We start from the raw sequence: 17856 nt of genomic DNA, 5'->3' as shown, positions 1-17856 counted from the left end.
TTGACGAAATAAAAAAATCTGCTAGAGTAATCTAGCAGATTTTTTTTTGTGCCTAATTCAGCTTGAGATTCCGAATTTTATTTTTGGTAATTTTTTCTGTACTTTTAAAAACAAATATATCAACATGAATATAGTAGCTTTTGGTGCGAGTCCCAGTAAAAATTCCATTAATAAAAAATTAGCGACTTATGCGGCTCATTTGTTCGAAAATGCTGAGGTTGAGGTATTGGATTTAAATGACTTTCAAATGCCTTTATTTAGTGTGGATATAGAAAAAGAAATCGGGCATCATCCTTTGGCACAGGCTTTTTTGGATAAAATTGAAAGTGCTGATATGTTGGTGATTTCTATGGCCGAGAATAATAAGAATTATTCTGCTGCTTTCAAGAACTTATTTGATTGGTGTTCTCGAATTTCGGCTAAAGTTTTCCAGAATAAACCCATGCTTCTTATGGCAACATCTCCAGGGACAAGAGGAGGTGCGAGTGTATTGGGGATAGCGACAAATGCTTTTCCTTTTTATGGAGGAAATATAAAAGCAACATTTTCCTTACCTAGTTTCGATGCTAATTTTGATGTCGAAAACGGAAAAATTTCTAATGAGGAATTAGATCAAGAATTGAAAGAAATTGTAAAAAGTATTGTGCTGTAAAATTAGCGTTGGTAGTTCTGAATCTTCGGTTCTCAATCTCAAATATAGTTTCAGTATGATTTTTGATAACTTTGAAGGCTTCTCCTTTTAAAATATATCGAGATATCCTATATTAGCACCAAATCCACAAAATTTAAAATGTCAAATCAAAATCAATATACCGAAGATAATATTCGGTCACTCGACTGGAAAGAACATATTCGTATGCGTCCTGGTATGTACATTGGGAAACTAGGCGACGGATCTTCCCCGGATGATGGTATTTATATTCTTTTAAAAGAGGTTTTAGATAACTGTATCGATGAGTTTGTAATGGGCTCGGGAAAAAATATTGAGGTAACTATTAAAGACAAAACAGTTTCGGTTCGTGATTACGGACGTGGAATTCCGTTAGGAAAAGTGGTAGATGTAGTTTCGAAAATGAATACCGGAGGAAAGTACGATTCTAAAGCTTTCCAGAAATCAGTTGGTTTGAATGGTGTCGGAACAAAAGCGGTAAATGCTTTGTCTAGTTTTTTTCGTGTTGAATCTGTTCGCGACGAAAAACAAAAAGCGGCGGAATTTTCAGCAGGAAATCTAGTCCTTGAAGAAGATGTAGTTGATACTACAAAACGAAAAGGAACAAAAGTTACTTTTACGCCTGATGAGACGATTTTTAAAAACTACAAATTCCGTTTAGAATATGTGATCAAAATGGTCAAAAACTATTGTTATTTAAACAATGGTTTGACGATTATTTTCAATGGAGAAAAATACATTTCTGAAAATGGTCTTAGAGACTTATTAGAAGAAACAATCAGCGAAGAAGATTTAGAATATCCAATCATTCACTTGAAAGATACGGATATTGAGATCGCTCTTACGCATAGTAAAACACAATACAGTGAGGAATATCACTCTTTTGTAAACGGTCAGAATACCACGCAGGGAGGAACGCACTTAGCGGCTTACAGGGAAGCTATTGTAAAAACCATTCGTGAGTTTTACAACAAAAGCTTCGAAGCATCCGATGTCCGTAAATCGATTGTGAGTGCGATTAGCATCAAGGTAATGGAGCCGGTTTTTGAATCCCAGACCAAAACTAAGTTGGGTTCGATGGATATGGGTTCTGATGACGGAACGCCGGCAGTTTCTGTTCGTACTTTTGTAAACGATTTTATCAAAACCCAATTAGATAATTATTTACATAAAAACCCGCCGACAGCAGAAGCCTTATTGCGTAAAATTTTGCAGGCAGAACGCGAACGTAAGGAATTATCAGGGATCAGAAAATTGGCAACAGACCGTGCTAAAAAAGCCAATCTTCACAATAAAAAATTAAGAGATTGCCGTGCGCATCTTCCCGATACAAAAAACCCAAGAAATTTAGAAAGTACGCTTTTTATTACCGAGGGAGATTCGGCTTCTGGATCTATTACTAAATCTCGTGATGTAAATACACAGGCTGTTTTTAGTTTACGTGGTAAGCCTCTGAATTCTTATGGAATGAGCAAGAAAATTGTGTATGAAAACGAAGAATTTAATTTACTACAAGCGGCGCTGGATATTGAAGACGGACTAGAAAAACTGAGATACAATAACATTGTAATCGCAACCGATGCCGATGTCGATGGTATGCACATTCGATTGTTGTTGATTACTTTCTTCCTGCAGTTTTTTCCAGAATTAATAAAAGAAGGTCATTTATACATTTTGCAAACACCGCTTTTCAGGGTTAGAAATAAAAAAGAAACCATCTATTGTTATTCTGATGAAGAAAGAAAAGATGCAATCGAAAAATTAAAACCAAAACCGGAAATCACCCGATTTAAAGGTTTGGGAGAGATTTCGCCAGACGAGTTCAAAAACTTTATTGGTGATAGCATTCGTCTTGATCCTATTATGATGGATAAAAACACTTCGATTGAGCAATTATTGTCATTTTATATGGGGAAAAACACTCCTGACCGACAAGAATTTATCATCAAGAATTTGAAGGTGGAGTTGGATACGATAGAGGAAGCTTAGAAGAATTTTAGTAGTTATACTGAACAAAATATATGAAAGACGAAGAAGACGATAACATCATTCCAAACAACGAAGAAAATAATTCTGAAGAGAATCCTATTGATGAAAATCAGGAAGATAATGACTCTGAGGAAATTATTGAAGTAGATGCTAAAAATTTTGAAGGACATCATTTTTACGAAAATCAAGACGAGGACAGCCAAGATACCATTACAAAAGTAACCGGAATGTACAAAGACTGGTTCTTGGATTATGCTTCGTACGTAATCTTAGAACGTGCTGTTCCTGCCATTGAGGATGGTTTTAAACCTGTGCAACGTCGAATTATGCACTCTTTAAAAGAATTGGATGACGGTCGTTACAATAAAGTCGCCAATGTTGTTGGTCACACCATGCAGTATCATCCTCACGGAGATCAAAGTATTGGTGATGCGATGGTGCAAATTGGGCAGAAAGAATTATTGATTGATTGTCAAGGGAACTGGGGTAATATCCTAACAGGTGATGGTGCTGCGGCTTCGCGTTATATTGAAGCACGTTTATCAAAATTTGCTCTTGAGGTTTTATATTCTCCAAAAATTACCGATTGGGGCGTTTCTTACGACGGTCGTCGTGCGGAGCCAAACAATCTTCCGGTAAAATTTCCATTGCTTTTGGCGCAAGGTGCCGAGGGTATTGCCGTTGGACTTTCTACAAAAGTGTTACCACACAACTTTAACGAATTAATCGATGCTTCGATCAAGATTCTTAAAGGAAAACCGTTTACTTTATATCCAGATTTTATGACACAAGGTATTGCCGATGTGTCAAATTATAACGATGGATTGCGTGGCGGTCGTGTGCGTGTGCGTGCCAAAATTGCCCAATTGGACAAGAATACCTTGGTGATTACCCAAATTCCTTTTTCGACAAATACAACGACTTTGATTGACAGTATTTTGAAAGCCAATGATAAAGGGAAAATCAAAATCAAGAAAATCGAAGACAATACAGCGGCAGATGTTGAGATTTTAATCCACCTTTTTCCTGGTGTTTCACCAGATAAAACTATTGATGCTTTGTTTGCTTTTACGGCTTGCGAAACCTCTGTGGCGCCCTTGGGCTGTGTGATTGAAGACAACAAACCGTTATTTATTGGAGTTTCTGCGATGCTGAAAATTTCGACTAACAGAACCGTTGATTTGCTTCGTCAGGAATTAGAAATTCAATTAGAAGAATTAAAAAATAAATGGCATTTTTCTACTTTAGAAAAAATCTTCATTCGTGAGGAAATGTACATTGATTTCAAATTGTATGGTGATAGGGAAGGATTGTACAAATACATGTACGATAGATTTGAGCCTTTCAAAAAAGCATTCGTCAGAGAAATCAACGATGATGATTTACAAAGATTGACTCAGATTCCGATGATTCGTATTACCCGTTTTGATTCTGATAAAGCGGATGATCTTATCGCTAGGCTAGAAGGCGAAATGAAAGAAGTTGAGCATCATTTAGCGAATTTGATTGATTTTGCGATAGCTTACTTTACGAAGTTAAAAGAGAAATACGGAAAAGGAAGAGAGCGCCAAACGGAGCTTCGCATTTTTGATGATATCGAAGCTACAAAGGTGGTTTTAAGAAATACCAAATTGTATGTAAATAGAGAAGAGGGATTTGTGGGTACGAGTTTGAAAAAAGACGAGTATGTTACGGATTGTTCAGATATTGATGACGTTATTGTTTTTCTTCGTGACGGAAGTATGATGGTGACTAAGGTAGATGCCAAAACTTTTGTAGGGAAAGATATTATTCACATTGCTATTTTTGACAAAAGTGACAAACGCACTATTTATAACGTGATTTATCGCGATGGAAAATCGGGGCCTTCTTATATAAAAAGGTTCAATGTTTCGGGTGTGACAAGAGATAAATTGTATGATTTGACCAATGGCTCGAAAGGATCTCAAATCCTTTATTTTACCTGCAATCCAAACGGGGAAGCGGAAGTAATAACAATTATATTGCGTCAAATAGGAAGTATTAAAAAATTAAAATTCGATACTGACTTTGCTGCTTTAGCCATTAAAGGTCGTGCCTCAAAAGGGAATTTGGTTTCTAAATATCCGATCAAGAAAATTGAAATAAAAGAGAAAGGAATTTCGACTTTATTGCCAAGAAAAGTCTGGTATGACGATACCGTTCAACGATTAAATGTAGATGGAAGAGGAGAGTTATTAGGTGAATTCAGGCCAAGTGATAAAATTTTAATTATCCATCAATCTGGAAAACTAAAAGTGATTACGCCAGAATTGTCGACTCATTTTGATGCTGATATGGTGGTTCTGGAAAAATGGATTCCTAAAAAACCAATTTCAGCCATTTATTATGATGGGGAAAAAGAACGTTATTATGTAAAACGTTTCTTGGTGGAAACTGAAAACAAAGAAGAAAGCTTTATAACGGAACATGCAAACTCACAATTGGAAATTGTATCTACTGATTACCGTCCTGTGGCCGAATTGATTTTTCCAAAAGTTAAAGGTGTTCAAAAGGAAAGTATATCTGTTGATATTGAAGATTTTATTGCCATAAAAGGATTTAAAGCTCTTGGTAATCAATTGACGACAGATAAGTTGAAACAGGTAAATATGTTAGAACCTTTGCCATATGAAGAGCCTGAAGAAGTAGTTCCAGAGCGCATAATAACAAGCCAAGATGGTGTTGATGTGCAATTAGATGATGATGGACAAGTAATCTTGTTTTAAGATAAAAAAAAGCTTCCGCCATGCGGAAGCTTTTTTATTGGTTTGTTGTTCAAAAATGGTTTTTAAACAACTATTTAAAGAGTTGTTCCAACGTAATTTCTTTTTTGTCCCTCAATTTTTTCAGGATTTTTAAAAAGGCTATAGCAGTTATATAAGCATCTCCCATAGCGGTATGCCTATCTTGTAGGGAAATGTCAAATTTATCGGCGAGTTCATCTAATGTATAATGGTCCTTGTGGTTTAATAAATTCGATTTTATTAAGGTTTTTTTGTACAATATTCCCGTATCTAAAGTTTTGTTTTTTAGTATGGGTAAACCATTTCTTTCTAATGCTTTGTTGATCATTGTGATATCAAATAGAGCGTGATGTGCAATTATGATAGCATCTCCCAAAAAATCTAAAAATTCTTGTAAGGACTCCAATTCTGTTTTAGTGTTGCTCACTTCACTTTTTAGTATCCCATGTATTTGTGCGCTTGAAGAATTATAATGTTCTTGATAAATGTAGATTTCAATACTTTCTTGGATTGGAATCACTCCATTTTGCAAAACGATGGCTCCAATACATAGAATTCGGTCTGTGTCGTAATCAAAACCCGTGGTTTCGGTATCTAATACAACAAAACGGGTTGAATCAATGCTAGTCGCTAATTTTTCATCTACGGTCTGATTTGATAATCCCAAAAAGCGAAAGAAATAAAAGTTAAATTTTTTTATAAAATGAATCATACTATTATCTTGGCTGGATTAAATCGGATTGAGATTATTTCCTGAAGGTCTTTAATTGTTTTAAAAGTCCTCTTCAGTTTTATTTTTTCTAATTTAGACAAGGCATCTAAAGCAATAAACTGTCCCGAATCTTTGTGTAAAAGACCTTGTTTCGTTCTAAATTTCAATAAAGCCTTATAGGAATAAGAGCAGGATAAGTACAGCTCTTTATTGTTGGGTTCTAGTTCTGCTAATTTTTCAAATCGCTCCGGCGTATTACTGATTGATTTCACGCTGTGGGATAGAATCAAAACCCTTGCTGCATCAGCCAGAGGTAATAAAGCCCGTTTTTTTATGTCGAAATAATCTTTGTATATTCCGTTTTGTTCCACTAAAAATTGCCTAAAGAAACCAGTAGGAGAAGGATTTTGTAATGCACCGCTGACCAAGTGTATATAAAAAGATGGATTTGCTTTTACTTCTTCAAAAATATATTCGGACAGTTCATTTACGATTTCGGGATTTCCATAGGAGAGACTGTAATCAAAAAAGATAAAGGATCTTAGTACTTCTTTTTTTCCTGGATTGCTAATCCAGTGATAAACTTGTTTTTTCCATTGATTAAGACTCAAACACCATTCAGGATTTGAAGCCATCATTTCGGCGGGACAATAGTCATAACCAATTTGGAAAAGACCTTTGTTTATATAAGCCGCCAGTTCTAGAAAATAACTATTGGTTTCTGGGGCTAAGTCCTCGGGAACATCTTCGTAGACTAAGGCATTGTCTTGGTCTGTCTGCAGTAATTGTTCTCTTCTTCCTTGGCTTCCTAATGCTAACCAAGCAAATTTGACAGCAGGTGGCTGCTTCATTTTTGTAAGCGAAATTTCTATAACGCGCTCTATACAGGCGTCGTTTAGTTCCGTTATTATCTTAGAAGTTAAGGTTATCGGAATGTTTTGGTCTAAATAGCCCTGTAATAATTGCATTATTCGGGAACGAATGAGTTTGATGTTTTTGATTTTTTTAGCTCTTTTTATCGCTTTAATCAATACCGCAGGATTATTTCCCAACGCAAGCATGACATCATGTTTAGATAAAATTCCCACAGCTTTAGTGTTTGCTGTGCCGTCTTTTGTCAGGCATAAATGACTTATGTTGCTTTTCATCATGGCCATTTGAGCTTGGGTAATGGTCATTTTTTTAGGATAAGTAATTACCGGCTTGGTCATTATTAAATCGGCAGTAGTGGTGATTGGATATTTTCCCGTCACAATTTTATTCCTTAAATCTTTGTCGGTTATAATCCCAATAGGAAGCATATTGTCTTGGACAACAATTATTGCTCCTACATTTTTTTTAGTCATTATTTCAGCAACTTCTTTTGCTGTTGTTGCTGGGGTGCAACTAATTATTTTCTTCGAATATTTTACCGGTTGTAAATCGAGTATTTTTTGATCAGTGTTTGAATTGGTCTCCGCTGTTTCTCCGTATAATTTCCCTCTGTGGTTTTTTGAAAATGGATTTCTAGTTGTAGAGGCGAAACTTTCGATTAGAAAATTACCTACCGCTGGATTTTCTAGCGCATAAGGTTTAAAAATATGTATGGGTATGGCATAAAGTATGGTTTCTTCATGCGCGGTAGCATCCATTTTATAATTTTCATTGGCAAGGAGTGGTCTTAAACCAAAAATGTCTCCCTCATCACACATGTCTAAAATGTCATTTTCGAGTGTTTTTTTGAGCTCTACCGCGCCTTTATGAACTACATAAAAGCAATCGTGTACCTCTTCATTTTCGGCAAATATAACCGAGTTTTTTTCTTTGTAGATTATTGATATATGCTCAGAAAGAATTTCGATATCCTTTTGATTTAAAAAATTAAAGGGAGGGAAGTTTTTTAAAAAGTCGGCGACTCTATGTGAGATTGTATTTTTCATAGTACTTGTTTGAGCCTAAGTTACTATATAAAAGTGTAGTTTAAAAAGAAAAATTTTAACGAAATGGTATTATAATCTGTTTTAATCTGCACTATTGAGTTACTTATTTACAGCTTGTATTTTTTTGCATAAAAAAAGCTCCAATTAGGAGCTTTTTTATAGAATATTTTTTTACTTTTTCTTTCTCATTTTCATGTTCAAGAACTCTACTGCCAGCGAAAAAGCAATGGCAAAATAGAGGTAAGCTTTAGGAACGGCACCAACATGTTCGCCAACCAAAGCTGCATTTGACAAGTGCATACTCTCGGTAATCAACATAAACCCAATAAGGATTAAGAAGGCTAAGCCTAAAATTTGAATAGATGGATTCACATTTACAAAATTTCCTACTGGAACAGCAAAAAGCATCATCACACCAACCGAAATTATAACGGCAGTTACCATAATATACAAAGCACCTTCAACACCATTGGTCATTCCAACAGCTGTTAGAATACTGTCAACAGAGAAAATAAGGTCGATTAGTAAGATCTGAAAAATTACATTTCCAAAAGATTTTGTCGCCGCAGTTTTTAAATCTTTCTCTTCTTCTCCTTTATGATCTACTTTTTCATGAATCTCTTTGGTACTTTTATAAATTAAAAAGATACCTCCCAGTAGTAAAATGATTGCTTGACCAGTAAAATCGGCACTAAACCAACGCCAGTTAACGCTGAAAAAAGGTTCTTTCATTGCAATTAGAATAGTAATTCCAAAAAGCAAAGCAATACGCATAAACATTGCTAGAAATAAACCAATTTGAGTCGCTTTTTTTCGTTTTTCTTCGGGTAATTTCCCCGTAACAATTGAGATGAAAATGATGTTGTCTATACCTAGAATGATTTCTAGGAATGTCAACGTTAATAAGGCAATCCAAGCATCAGGATTTAAGAATACTTCCATTTTTTTTTTAGTTATAAGTTTTTAATTTTCTGTTTTTTTGAATGATTAGTATTTACTCTTCAAGTTTTGTTACAGTTCCCTTTTGCTTTTGGGAGTTGTTACCAACCATTCCAAATTCAAAGGTATAAGTATTTCCTGATGTTGTCAAAATTTTCATGGCAATTGATTGTGCTTCGTTTCTATTTTTTGGATGCAATTTTGTCAAGACATATTCGCAATCGTTAATCCATCTTATGGAAGCGGTATCTGTTTTTCCTTCATAAGTTTCTATTTCTATGCTGTCATTACGCTCAAAAAGCGTTGTTTTTTTAACACCGTCAACTTCATAATCAAAACGAAATTTACCGGTTTTAAAATCTTTACAATTGCGTTCTACATTGTAGCAAGAGAACATTAAAAGGAGTAGGGGAATTAAGAGTAGTTTTTTCATTTCTAAATTTTGTTTTTACTTTGGACTTTTTCTATTGTTCTGGAAAAGAGTTTTTATTTGTGATTTAACCTTTTTAATTCAGCATCAGTAAAGTGTTTGATTTCTTTTTCTTGTGCAAATTTATCAGCATTATAGCTGTTGGATTTATTTTTAGGAATCGAAAGGCTTTCCCAACCGCTATTTTTTAATTGTTTGGCATAAAATACGATTTGTCCAATATGATAAGGATAATGCGCTAATTGTCTGTTTATTGCATCCAATGCTGTTTGTCCTTCATTTCGGATATAAATAATTTGTAAAAGCTGCTCCGGTTTTAGGGATTCAATTGCTTGAAAAAAGCAATCCCAACCTTTGTTCCACGAGGCTAATACTTCTTCTTTGGATGTGATATTGGTTTCAAATTCGGCATCCCGTTTTCTCCACTCTTTTTCACCATCGGTAGTTAGGAAATCAGTCCAACGAGACAACATGTTTCCAGACATATGTTTTACAATTGCCGCAATACTATTAGAATCTTCATTTGTGGCAATAAAAAGCTGCTCTGGCTCTAATTGCTCAATTGCTTTTTCGCCTATCGTTTTGTAATAGTGCATTTGCTTTTTTACGCTTTCGAGATATTGGTCATTGATTTCCATAATTACTGAATTTTAATATCGTATTTATCTAAAAGTCCCGGAATTCCTTGAGCTGAGAATTTAGCTTTTTTCATCGGATTGAGTTCGGGATCGATTATATAGTTATAAGCCGTTACGAAATTTACTTCTTTCAATTGGGTATCATTAAAAATAGCATTGTCTAAATTGCAATTTTCAAAAACCGAATTAGAAAGATTACTACCTATAAAACTTGCTTCTTTAAGAGAACAGTTGTTGAATTTTGTCTTGGGAATTTTCTTGTTGGCAAAAGAAGAATAATCCAAAATACATTCTTTAAAGCTTACCGCAAACATAAAATCAGCACAATTATTGAACTGAATTCCCAGTAGTTTACAATTGGTAAAATTAACTGTTTTGAGGCTTGTTCCACCAAGCTCCGTCAAGGAGAGATTACAATCAATAAACTCACAGTCCATGAAAGTATTGTTCGAGAAATCACTGTTGGAAAAATCGCAATTCTTGAAAACACAATCTTCAAATTCTCGATTACTGACTTTTTTATTGATAAAAATAACTTTTTCAAATGTTTTTTGAATGTGAATCAGATCCTCCATTAGTCGTTAAATATAGCTTTTGTAATTGTTTTTAGTCCCATAAAAAGTAGATACACCCCGCCAAAGCAAGCGAAAATCCCAACTCCTAAAACAAGATAATGCCACGCATTCTGTTTGTTGATGAATGCATTATGAATTACGGATGGACCAACAAATAACAAAGGCAAAGCCCAAGCTAAATATCTAATTCCTTTGGATAACACTTCTCTATTTGTTGCCATTTTTTAGTTTTTTATTTAGCTATAAAGTATGCAAGTTTTTACAAAGCATACTAAACTAAAATTGTATTATTTATTATTGTAAAAATCGACCGCTTTTCTCACACTTCCGTGTTTTTTCAATAATTCTCCGGCTTCTTCATAAGTAACAGGGATTTCTCCCATAATCATCTTTATACCACGATCTACCAGTTTATTGTTGCTGAGTTGCATATCGACCATTTTGTTGCCTTTTACTTTTCCGAGTTGGATCATTGTGGCGGTAGTAATCATATTGAGTACTAATTTTTGCGCTGTTCCGGCTTTCATTCTAGAACTTCCGGTTACAAATTCGGGTCCCACAATAACTTCAACGGGAAATTGTGCCGTTTGCGAAAGCGGACTCTCTGCATTGCAAGAAATACTTCCTGTAATAATGTTGTTTTTATTGCATTCTTCTAAACCACCAATAACATAAGGTGTAGTTCCTGAGGCTGCAATCCCAACCACAACATCGTTCTCATTAATAGCATATGCTTGTAAATCTTTCCAAGCCTGTGTGGTGTTGTCCTCTGCATTTTCTACGGCTTTGCGAATAGCTGTATCACCGCCGGCAATGATTCCGATGACTAAATCAAAAGGAACGCCAAATGTAGGCGGGCATTCTGAAGCGTCCAAAATCCCCAAACGCCCCGATGTTCCGGCACCAATGTAGAAAAGTCTTCCGCCTAATTTCATTTTAGGGACAATTTGTGCTACTAAAGTTTCAATTTGAGGTAAGGCTTTCTCAACGGCATTAGGAACCGTTTTGTCTTCCTGATTGATATTGGCAAGCAATTCCTGCACGGACATTTTTTCTAAATGTTCGTATTTTGAGGATTGTTCGGTAGTTTTAGTAAATGTCATTTTTTTTAATAATCAAATTTTGTATGGGCAACTTTTATGCTGAATTTGTGTGTTTTGTTTAAAGTATTTTAAACAAAATACGCCAGAATAATTCCTAAAATAATCATGGAAACTTTGGCAATATTGAATTTATGTCCTTCGCTACTTTCAAAAATTATGGTCGAGGAGATATGAAATAATATTCCAATTACCACGGCTGTTATTTGGGTATGGTAGGCGTTTAAAACTGGTAAATAATCAGATGTGAATGTTCCTAGTGGAGTCATTAATGCAAAAGTGACCATAAAGGCAAAAATTGCTTTTTTGTTCAGATGCGAATTAATAAAAAACGTGGTCAATATAATGGCAATAGGTAAATGATGAATGGCAATACCCACGGCTAAATCATGATGATGTCCTACCGGGAATCCTTCTAAGAAAGCATGGATGCAAAGACTGATAAACAATAACCACGGAATGTGAGTCATGTTTGGATGTCCGTGTACGTGCCCATGTTCTGCACCTTTGGAAAAAAATTCTAATAAGATTTGGAATAAAATTCCCAGCATAATAAAGATACCAATATCATGATTGTGATTTTCGTAGACTTCCGGTAATAAATGCATTACTGTCAAGGAAAGTAAGAAAGAACCACTAAAGGCTAATAATAATTTTAGGTTGGTTTTGTTTTGTGGTTTTATAAGCAAAGCAACAATATAACCAAGCAATACAGAAAGTAAGGGTAAAAGGTAATTCATGTTTTTTGTTTAACTGTTTATTTATTGAAAAGTTACATGTTTAATAGATTAACAAAATAACCGATTATTTGATTCAACTATTTGAAAATCATGATTAATCGTTCGCTTTCTGTTTTATGGAATTTTCTCAATTTATAATCCCCAAAAATATCCAAAAGATAAATTCCAGCTTCTTCCATCAAAGCTTCAAAATTTTCTAATGTTAAAGCTTGTACTTTTTCGGTGAAATGAAATTTTCGACCTTGGTCTTCAAAGTCAATTTCTTTATAAATATGTCCTTCTTTTAAATAGCGTTTAAGGTGAAAATCGATTCCATCAACGGTTTTTACTTCGTCAGGAACAAGGGTGTCTAAAACCTGATTTACATTCATAAAGTCAATAACGGCAAATCCGTATTCGGATAGGCTTTCTTTAATGGCTTTTAGTGTTTTAAGATTGTCTTCGTCATTTTCGAAATAACCAAAACTGGTAAACAAATTGAAAATAGCATCGTACTTTTCTTCAAAAGGTTCACGCATATCGTGCACTTTAAAATGCAAAGTGTCATTAGAGTTTTTATTGGCTTCGGCAATGCTGTTTTCGGATAAATCAGCACCAATAACATCAAAACCCAATTGGTTTAAGTAGATGGCGTGACGGCCTTTTCCGCACGCTAAATCAAGTACTTTGGCCTTTTCGGGCAAATTGAGATAATGTGTCAAATTATCCATAAAAAGTTGAGCTTCCTTGTAATCTCGGTCTTTGTAAAGGATGTGATAATAAGGAGTATCGAACCAAGAACTGAACCAAGAATCTGTTGGTTGTTGTTGATTTATATGCGTTGGTTTTTGTTCTTCAGACATTTATTCTTTTTCAATTAATTCAAGTCCCGCAAATTTAGTGTATTTTTGCTGAAAAATAACGAATCGGGGTAGATAGACAGTGATTCTCGACGAGAATTGCCTAATTTCTTTCGCCCAGAGAATATTAAACAGAAAAAGGTCTGTTTTAATTGATACACAAATGGAAAATAATTTTAAGATGGTTGCCAAAACCTTTTTTGGTTTTGAAGAAATATTAGCAAAGGAATTACAAATGTTGGGCGCACAAGACGTTGAGCAAGGTGTAAGAATGGTAAGTTTTAAAGGAGATAAAGGATTTATGTACAAAGCCAATCTGTCTTTGCGCACGGCTTTGAAAATTTTGAAACCTATTTATTCTTTTAGAGCTAATAATGAGCAGGCTTTGTATAAAGGGATTTCAGGAGTAAACTGGTCCAGATACATCAATGCAAATCAAACTTTTGTGATTGACGCTACCGTACACTCTACTAATTTTAATCATTCTGAATTTGTTTCTCAAAAATGTAAAGATGCCATTGTGGATCAATTTAGAGAAAGAACGGGACAACGTCCAAGCATTGATAAAGTGCATCCTGATTTAAGGATCAACATTCATATTGACAAAGATCAGGTTTCGGTTGCGCTGGATACTTCGGGGAATTCTTTGCACCAACGCGGGTACAGAACTGCAACGAATATTGCGCCGATTAATGAAGTTTTGGCAGCGGGAGTTTTATTGCTTTCGGGTTGGGACGGACAAGGAGATTTCTTAGATCCAATGTGTGGTTCTGGAACTTTCTTGGCAGAAGCCGCGATGATTGCCTGTAATATTCCGGCAAACATCAACCGTAAAGAATTTGCTTTTGAAAAATGGCACGATTGGGACAACAACTTGTTTGACCAAATTGTGGATAGCTTACTAAAAAGAGTAAGAGAGTTTCATTATACGATAAAAGGTTATGATAAAGCGCCATCGGCGGTGAGTAAAGCCAAAGACAATATCAAGAATGCTAATCTTGATGAGTATATCACTATTGAAGAGAAAAACTTCTTCGATACCGAGAAAACTACCCAAGGAAAATTACACATGGTATTTAATCCTCCTTATGATGAGCGATTGGATATTCACATGGAAGAATTCTACAAAAGTATCGGTGATACCTTGAAGAAGAATTATCCGGGTACCAATGCTTGGTTTATAACTGCAAACCTAGAAGCATTAAAATTTGTGGGATTGAAGCCTTCTCGAAAAATCAAACTTTTCAACGCTAGTTTGGAAGCTCGTTTGGTAAAATACGAAATGTATGAAGGAAGTAAAAGAACCAAATTTCAGGTTTCTGAAGGGACTGATCAATAGTCTGTTTTTAGCCTAAATAAACAAAACTCATAATTTATAATTTATTAAGATGACAAGATTACAAGTACGTGCATTTTTATACCAATTGGGTTGTTTTGCAATATTATTTATTTCAGTTCGCTATTTAGCAGAACATTTTACAAATTTAACCGGTTTATGGATTCCTATGACAGCATTTGTAGTAGGAACGCTTTTATCTCCAAAATTTCATGCCGTAAAAACCAAAGACGGCGAGAAATTATTTATGAAATGGATTTTTTTAAAAGGTTTTAAAGAAATAGGCTAACACTTATAAAGTTATTCCAAAAAAGAACCGCAGATTCATGATCTTTAAAATCAATGAATCTGCGGTTTATTAGTTATAATCCTTAAAAAAAGCGGAATTTATTTTTTATTGGAAATTTCTTTAGGAATAACTTTTTTCTTGTAAATAGGAACAAAATAAGTAACAGTATAATTAAATCCAACTCCAAAACTGCCGTTATAAGTTCTATTAAAACCCGGGATATACAGATTGTCAAAATTATCCGGTTTTTTGTTTGAAATTAAGGTGTTTAAGCGAACGCTAAACCCCATAAATACATTATCAAATATTTTTGCTTTTACTCCACCAACTACTTCAATCCAATGCGCAGATAATCCGTTGAATTTTTCTCCAGAAACAATCGCAGGAACTTGGCCAAAATAAGGATTAGAATTGTAAATCTTGTAACTGTTTAATTCTTGGTTAAAAGTACTAAAACCATAACGCATTCCTATAGAGATAATATTCTCCATATCCAGCCAGTTTTCATAAGCATTGTAATCAAAACCTGCTTTTAGATAAGACCCTTTGGTGGTAAAATTCAAGCGGTCGTCATCAGTGGTTTTATTTTCATTTCCGAGTTCGGCTGCCAAATAATATTTTTTTGTCAAACGATAATCCCCTACAAATTCAATTCCTTTATAGTCTTTGTCATATAGGGCTCGGGTCAATTTAAATAAATCTACACCTACACGCAGTCCGTACCGATTTGTCTTTATTGGAGCCGCAACGCTATCTTTCTTTTTCTCGGCAGGAAGTTTCGTCGTTTTTAAATTTCCGTTATCAGGAATTACACCTTCAGTTTTGCTACTGTCAGCAGCCTTTTTTACAGGAGCGGTTTCCTTTGTCGGTTCGCCTTTTGGGTTTTGTGCATTTGCAAACAACAAAGACAAAACAAGACAGATACTAAAAAAATACTTCAAGGTGTGTTTCATTTTCGTTTGCTATAATACTATTTTTAACTGTAACATATTGCATCCATTTTAGGTCAGGCACAGTAGCGTCTGAATGTACAAATGGGATAAGTGGATCCAAGGTGAAATTTGTTTTGAAACCGCAGGCACGAGATACAAAAAAGTTTTCTCTTGTATAGTTAAACTGAATGATGTCTTCGTTTATAAAAGCCGTATTAGGGTTGTTATAATTCAATATAAAACGAAAGCTTGTTATATCAGCATCCGTTTTTAGTGGAATAGAAACGGTGCTACCATTTATTAAATCACTGCCTTTAAAAACTACGCCATTAGTCATTCCTTCGCCGATTATCTTTAGATCAGTCACATTTTTCGGGATAGAGGAATTGTTGATATCATAAAACGAAATTACTAATCGGGGCGTGGTAATTGTATTGGCATCGCAAATATCGTCTTTCTCACAACTGGAGAAAGAGAATAGCGTAACAAACAATAGTACTATTATTTTTTTCATATAAAGTGTCAGTGTTCAGTTTGGCATTACTGCCAACTAATTTCTTCTTTCCAAAAGTACAACATTTTCAACATGATGTGTTTGCGGAAACATATCCACAGGACGCACGCGAGTCACTTTGTATTTCTCGTCCATCAAGGCCAAATCACGGGCTTGGGTAGCCGAGTTACAGCTTACATAAACGACTTTTTCGGGAGCAATTTTCATGATTTGTTCAATAACGTCTTTGTGCATTCCGTCTCTTGGTGGATCGGTGATAATTACATCAGGATGACCGTGTTGAGCGATAAATTCGTCATTAAAAACCACTTTCATATCCCCAACAAAGAACTCACAATTTGTAATTTCATTGCGTTCAGCGTTTAGTTTTGCGTCTTTGATGGCTTCTGGAACGCTCTCGACACCAATTACTTTTTTTGCTTTTTTAGAAACAAACTGAGCAATGGTTCCTGTTCCGGTATATAAATCATAAACGATTTCGTTTCCTGTCAATCCAGCAAAATCTCTCGTTATTTTGTACAATTCATAGGCTTGATCCGAATTGGTTTGGTAGAAAGATTTGGCATTAATGCTAAATTTCAAACCTTCCATTTCTTCTAAGATGTAATCTCTACCTTTATATAGTTTAATATCTGTATCGTAAAGTGTATCGTTTGCTTTACTGTTTATTACATATTGCAACGAAGTGATTTGCGGGAATTTCTCGTAAAGATGATCCAAAAGCAATTCTCTGTTGGCTTTGTCGTTTTCAAAAAACTGAATCAAAACCATGATTTCTCCTGTTGAAGCCGTACGCAACATCAAAGTACGCAACAAACCTTCGTGTGCTCTCGGGTTGAAAAAAGTCAGGCCATGCTCATTAGCAAAAGCTCTCACTTCGTTTCTAATCGCATTCGAAGGATCTTCCTGCAAATGACATTTGTTAATGTCTAGGATTTTATCCCACATTTTTGGGATATGAAAACCAAGGGCGTTTCTATTTCCTAAATCTTCGGTGCTGTCAATTTCTTTTTCGGTCAACCAACGGCTGTTAGAAAACGAAAATTCCATTTTGTTTCTGTAGAAAAACTTTTTCTCTGAACCTAATATTGGTTCAAATTCTGGAAGTTCCACTTTTCCGATGCGTTGTAAGTGATTCAGTACCTCATTTTGCTTGTAATACAGCTGTTGGCTGTACTTCATATTCTGCCATTTACAGCCACCGCAAACACCAAAGTGCTCGCAAATAGGTTCTACACGATGCTCTGAATATTCGTGAAAATGAATTGCTTTTCCTTCGTAATAAGCCTTGCGCTTCTTAAAAGTTTGCACGTCAACCACGTCACCCGGAACTACATTCGGGATAAATACTACTTTACCATCGGGAGCCTTTGCTACCGAAACGCCTTTTGCTCCTGCATCAAGGACTTTTATTTGATGAAAGACAACTTTGTCTGTATTTTTCTTTGCCATGGCGCAAAAATAAGCCT

18 protein-coding genes are annotated in these 17856 nt (G+C 35.1%); 5 read left to right on the top strand and 13 right to left on the bottom strand.

Annotated features, from left to right (window positions below; genetic code table 11):
* Positions 1-124: 124 nt before the first annotated feature.
* The 3 genes from ACMDB5_RS13750 to ACMDB5_RS13740 all read left to right on the top strand — a co-directional run bounded on the left by ACMDB5_RS13750 (position 125) and on the right by ACMDB5_RS13740 (position 5406).
* The gene (locus tag ACMDB5_RS13750) at positions 125-652 is read left to right on the top strand and encodes an NADPH-dependent FMN reductase (protein WP_413998832.1); all 528 of its coding nucleotides are present in this window, start codon (positions 125-127) and stop codon (positions 650-652) included.
* A gap of 138 nt (positions 653-790) precedes the next feature.
* Positions 791-2659: a DNA topoisomerase IV subunit B gene (locus ACMDB5_RS13745; RefSeq protein ID WP_413998831.1), complete on the top strand. Its 1869-nt coding sequence runs from the start codon at positions 791-793 to the stop codon at positions 2657-2659.
* Positions 2660-2691: 32 nt separating this feature from the next.
* Positions 2692-5406, top strand: coding sequence for a DNA gyrase/topoisomerase IV subunit A (locus tag ACMDB5_RS13740; protein WP_413998830.1), 2715 nt, complete (start codon positions 2692-2694; stop codon positions 5404-5406).
* Between the two features lie 70 nt (positions 5407-5476).
* Here the strand turns inward: ACMDB5_RS13740 and ACMDB5_RS13735 are convergent, their stop codons facing one another.
* The 10 genes from ACMDB5_RS13735 to ACMDB5_RS13690 form a co-directional block, all read right to left on the bottom strand.
* Entirely contained in the window at positions 5477-6136 is a 660-nt protein-coding gene (locus tag ACMDB5_RS13735; RefSeq protein ID WP_413998829.1) for a PolC-type DNA polymerase III, read from the bottom strand.
* Positions 6133-8055: a DUF294 nucleotidyltransferase-like domain-containing protein gene (locus ACMDB5_RS13730; RefSeq protein ID WP_413998828.1), complete on the bottom strand. Its 1923-nt coding sequence runs from the start codon at positions 8053-8055 to the stop codon at positions 6133-6135. Before ACMDB5_RS13730 ends, ACMDB5_RS13735 begins: the two co-directional genes overlap by 4 nt.
* 171 nt (positions 8056-8226) lie before the next feature.
* A complete protein-coding gene (locus ACMDB5_RS13725) occupies positions 8227-8997 on the bottom strand; it encodes a TerC family protein (protein WP_413998827.1) in 771 nt (256 codons plus the stop codon).
* Between the two features lie 52 nt (positions 8998-9049).
* On the bottom strand, positions 9050-9427 hold the full coding sequence (locus ACMDB5_RS13720; protein WP_413998826.1) for a DNA topoisomerase IV: 378 nt from the start codon (positions 9425-9427) through the stop codon (positions 9050-9052).
* 53 nt (positions 9428-9480) lie between these two features.
* Positions 9481-10062, bottom strand: coding sequence for a DUF1572 family protein (locus ACMDB5_RS13715; protein WP_413998825.1), 582 nt, complete (start codon positions 10060-10062; stop codon positions 9481-9483).
* A gap of 2 nt (positions 10063-10064) precedes the next feature.
* On the bottom strand, positions 10065-10637 hold the full coding sequence (locus tag ACMDB5_RS13710; RefSeq protein ID WP_413998824.1) for a pentapeptide repeat-containing protein: 573 nt from the start codon (positions 10635-10637) through the stop codon (positions 10065-10067).
* A complete protein-coding gene (locus ACMDB5_RS13705) occupies positions 10637-10858 on the bottom strand; it encodes a DUF6095 family protein (RefSeq protein ID WP_413998823.1) in 222 nt (73 codons plus the stop codon). Before ACMDB5_RS13705 ends, ACMDB5_RS13710 begins: the two co-directional genes overlap by 1 nt.
* A gap of 66 nt (positions 10859-10924) precedes the next feature.
* On the bottom strand, positions 10925-11740 hold the full coding sequence (gene murQ, locus ACMDB5_RS13700) for an N-acetylmuramic acid 6-phosphate etherase (RefSeq protein ID WP_413998822.1): 816 nt from the start codon (positions 11738-11740) through the stop codon (positions 10925-10927).
* A gap of 68 nt (positions 11741-11808) precedes the next feature.
* On the bottom strand, positions 11809-12477 hold the full coding sequence (locus ACMDB5_RS13695) for a ZIP family metal transporter (RefSeq protein WP_413998821.1): 669 nt from the start codon (positions 12475-12477) through the stop codon (positions 11809-11811).
* A 77-nt stretch (positions 12478-12554) separates the two neighbouring features.
* Positions 12555-13319, bottom strand: a complete 765-nt coding sequence (locus ACMDB5_RS13690) for a class I SAM-dependent methyltransferase (RefSeq protein WP_413998820.1) — start codon at positions 13317-13319, stop codon at positions 12555-12557.
* A gap of 160 nt (positions 13320-13479) precedes the next feature.
* Here ACMDB5_RS13690 and ACMDB5_RS13685 point away from each other — a divergent pair, with 160 nt between their 5' ends.
* Together ACMDB5_RS13685 and ACMDB5_RS13680 are read left to right on the top strand one after the other, a co-directional pair.
* Positions 13480-14655, top strand: coding sequence for a THUMP domain-containing class I SAM-dependent RNA methyltransferase (locus ACMDB5_RS13685; RefSeq protein WP_413998819.1), 1176 nt, complete (start codon positions 13480-13482; stop codon positions 14653-14655).
* Positions 14656-14704: 49 nt separating this feature from the next.
* On the top strand, positions 14705-14941 hold the full coding sequence (locus ACMDB5_RS13680) for a hypothetical protein (RefSeq protein ID WP_413998818.1): 237 nt from the start codon (positions 14705-14707) through the stop codon (positions 14939-14941).
* A gap of 98 nt (positions 14942-15039) precedes the next feature.
* Here ACMDB5_RS13680 and ACMDB5_RS13675 read toward each other — a convergent pair whose 3' ends face one another.
* The 3 genes from ACMDB5_RS13675 to rlmD are packed head-to-tail and all read right to left on the bottom strand — an operon-like array spanning position 15040 to position 17839.
* A complete protein-coding gene (locus ACMDB5_RS13675; RefSeq protein ID WP_413998817.1) occupies positions 15040-15894 on the bottom strand; it encodes a DUF6048 family protein in 855 nt (284 codons plus the stop codon).
* The gene (locus ACMDB5_RS13670; RefSeq protein ID WP_413998816.1) at positions 15866-16387 is read right to left on the bottom strand and encodes a DUF6452 family protein; all 522 of its coding nucleotides are present in this window, start codon (positions 16385-16387) and stop codon (positions 15866-15868) included. Before ACMDB5_RS13670 ends, ACMDB5_RS13675 begins: the two co-directional genes overlap by 29 nt.
* A gap of 36 nt (positions 16388-16423) precedes the next feature.
* Positions 16424-17839, bottom strand: a complete 1416-nt coding sequence (rlmD, locus tag ACMDB5_RS13665) for a 23S rRNA (uracil(1939)-C(5))-methyltransferase RlmD (protein WP_413998815.1) — start codon at positions 17837-17839, stop codon at positions 16424-16426.
* Between the last annotated feature and the right edge of the window lie 17 nt (positions 17840-17856).

This window comes from Flavobacterium sp. W1B (genome assembly GCF_047344965.1).
Classification (GTDB): Bacteria; Bacteroidota; Bacteroidia; order Flavobacteriales; family Flavobacteriaceae; genus Flavobacterium.
This window is presented reverse-complemented; position numbering and strand designations above follow the sequence as displayed.

Bases quoted from the DNA above. Each gene is read 5' to 3' on its own strand.
- ACMDB5_RS13670 (WP_413998816.1), bottom strand. From the start codon at position 16,387: ATGAAAAAAATAATAGTACTATTGTTTGTTACGCTATTCTCTTTCTCC.
- ACMDB5_RS13680 (WP_413998818.1), top strand. From the start codon at position 14,705: ATGACAAGATTACAAGTACGTGCATTTTTATACCAATTGGGTTGTTTT.
- ACMDB5_RS13720 (WP_413998826.1), bottom strand. From the start codon at position 9,427: ATGAAAAAACTACTCTTAATTCCCCTACTCCTTTTAATGTTCTCTTGC.
- ACMDB5_RS13675 (WP_413998817.1), bottom strand. From the start codon at position 15,894: ATGAAACACACCTTGAAGTATTTTTTTAGTATCTGTCTTGTTTTGTCT.
- ACMDB5_RS13740 (WP_413998830.1), top strand. From the start codon at position 2,692: ATGAAAGACGAAGAAGACGATAACATCATTCCAAACAACGAAGAAAAT.
- ACMDB5_RS13730 (WP_413998828.1), bottom strand. From the start codon at position 8,055: ATGAAAAATACAATCTCACATAGAGTCGCCGACTTTTTAAAAAACTTC.
- ACMDB5_RS13745 (WP_413998831.1), top strand. From the start codon at position 791: ATGTCAAATCAAAATCAATATACCGAAGATAATATTCGGTCACTCGAC.
- ACMDB5_RS13725 (WP_413998827.1), bottom strand. From the start codon at position 8,997: ATGGAAGTATTCTTAAATCCTGATGCTTGGATTGCCTTATTAACGTTG.
- ACMDB5_RS13705 (WP_413998823.1), bottom strand. From the start codon at position 10,858: ATGGCAACAAATAGAGAAGTGTTATCCAAAGGAATTAGATATTTAGCT.
- ACMDB5_RS13710 (WP_413998824.1), bottom strand. From the start codon at position 10,637: ATGGAGGATCTGATTCACATTCAAAAAACATTTGAAAAAGTTATTTTT.
- ACMDB5_RS13690 (WP_413998820.1), bottom strand. From the start codon at position 13,319: ATGTCTGAAGAACAAAAACCAACGCATATAAATCAACAACAACCAACA.
- rlmD (WP_413998815.1), bottom strand. From the start codon at position 17,839: ATGGCAAAGAAAAATACAGACAAAGTTGTCTTTCATCAAATAAAAGTC.
- ACMDB5_RS13750 (WP_413998832.1), top strand. From the start codon at position 125: ATGAATATAGTAGCTTTTGGTGCGAGTCCCAGTAAAAATTCCATTAAT.
- murQ (WP_413998822.1), bottom strand. From the start codon at position 11,740: ATGACATTTACTAAAACTACCGAACAATCCTCAAAATACGAACATTTA.
- ACMDB5_RS13715 (WP_413998825.1), bottom strand. From the start codon at position 10,062: ATGGAAATCAATGACCAATATCTCGAAAGCGTAAAAAAGCAAATGCAC.
- ACMDB5_RS13695 (WP_413998821.1), bottom strand. From the start codon at position 12,477: ATGAATTACCTTTTACCCTTACTTTCTGTATTGCTTGGTTATATTGTT.
- ACMDB5_RS13735 (WP_413998829.1), bottom strand. From the start codon at position 6,136: ATGATTCATTTTATAAAAAAATTTAACTTTTATTTCTTTCGCTTTTTG.
- ACMDB5_RS13685 (WP_413998819.1), top strand. From the start codon at position 13,480: ATGGAAAATAATTTTAAGATGGTTGCCAAAACCTTTTTTGGTTTTGAA.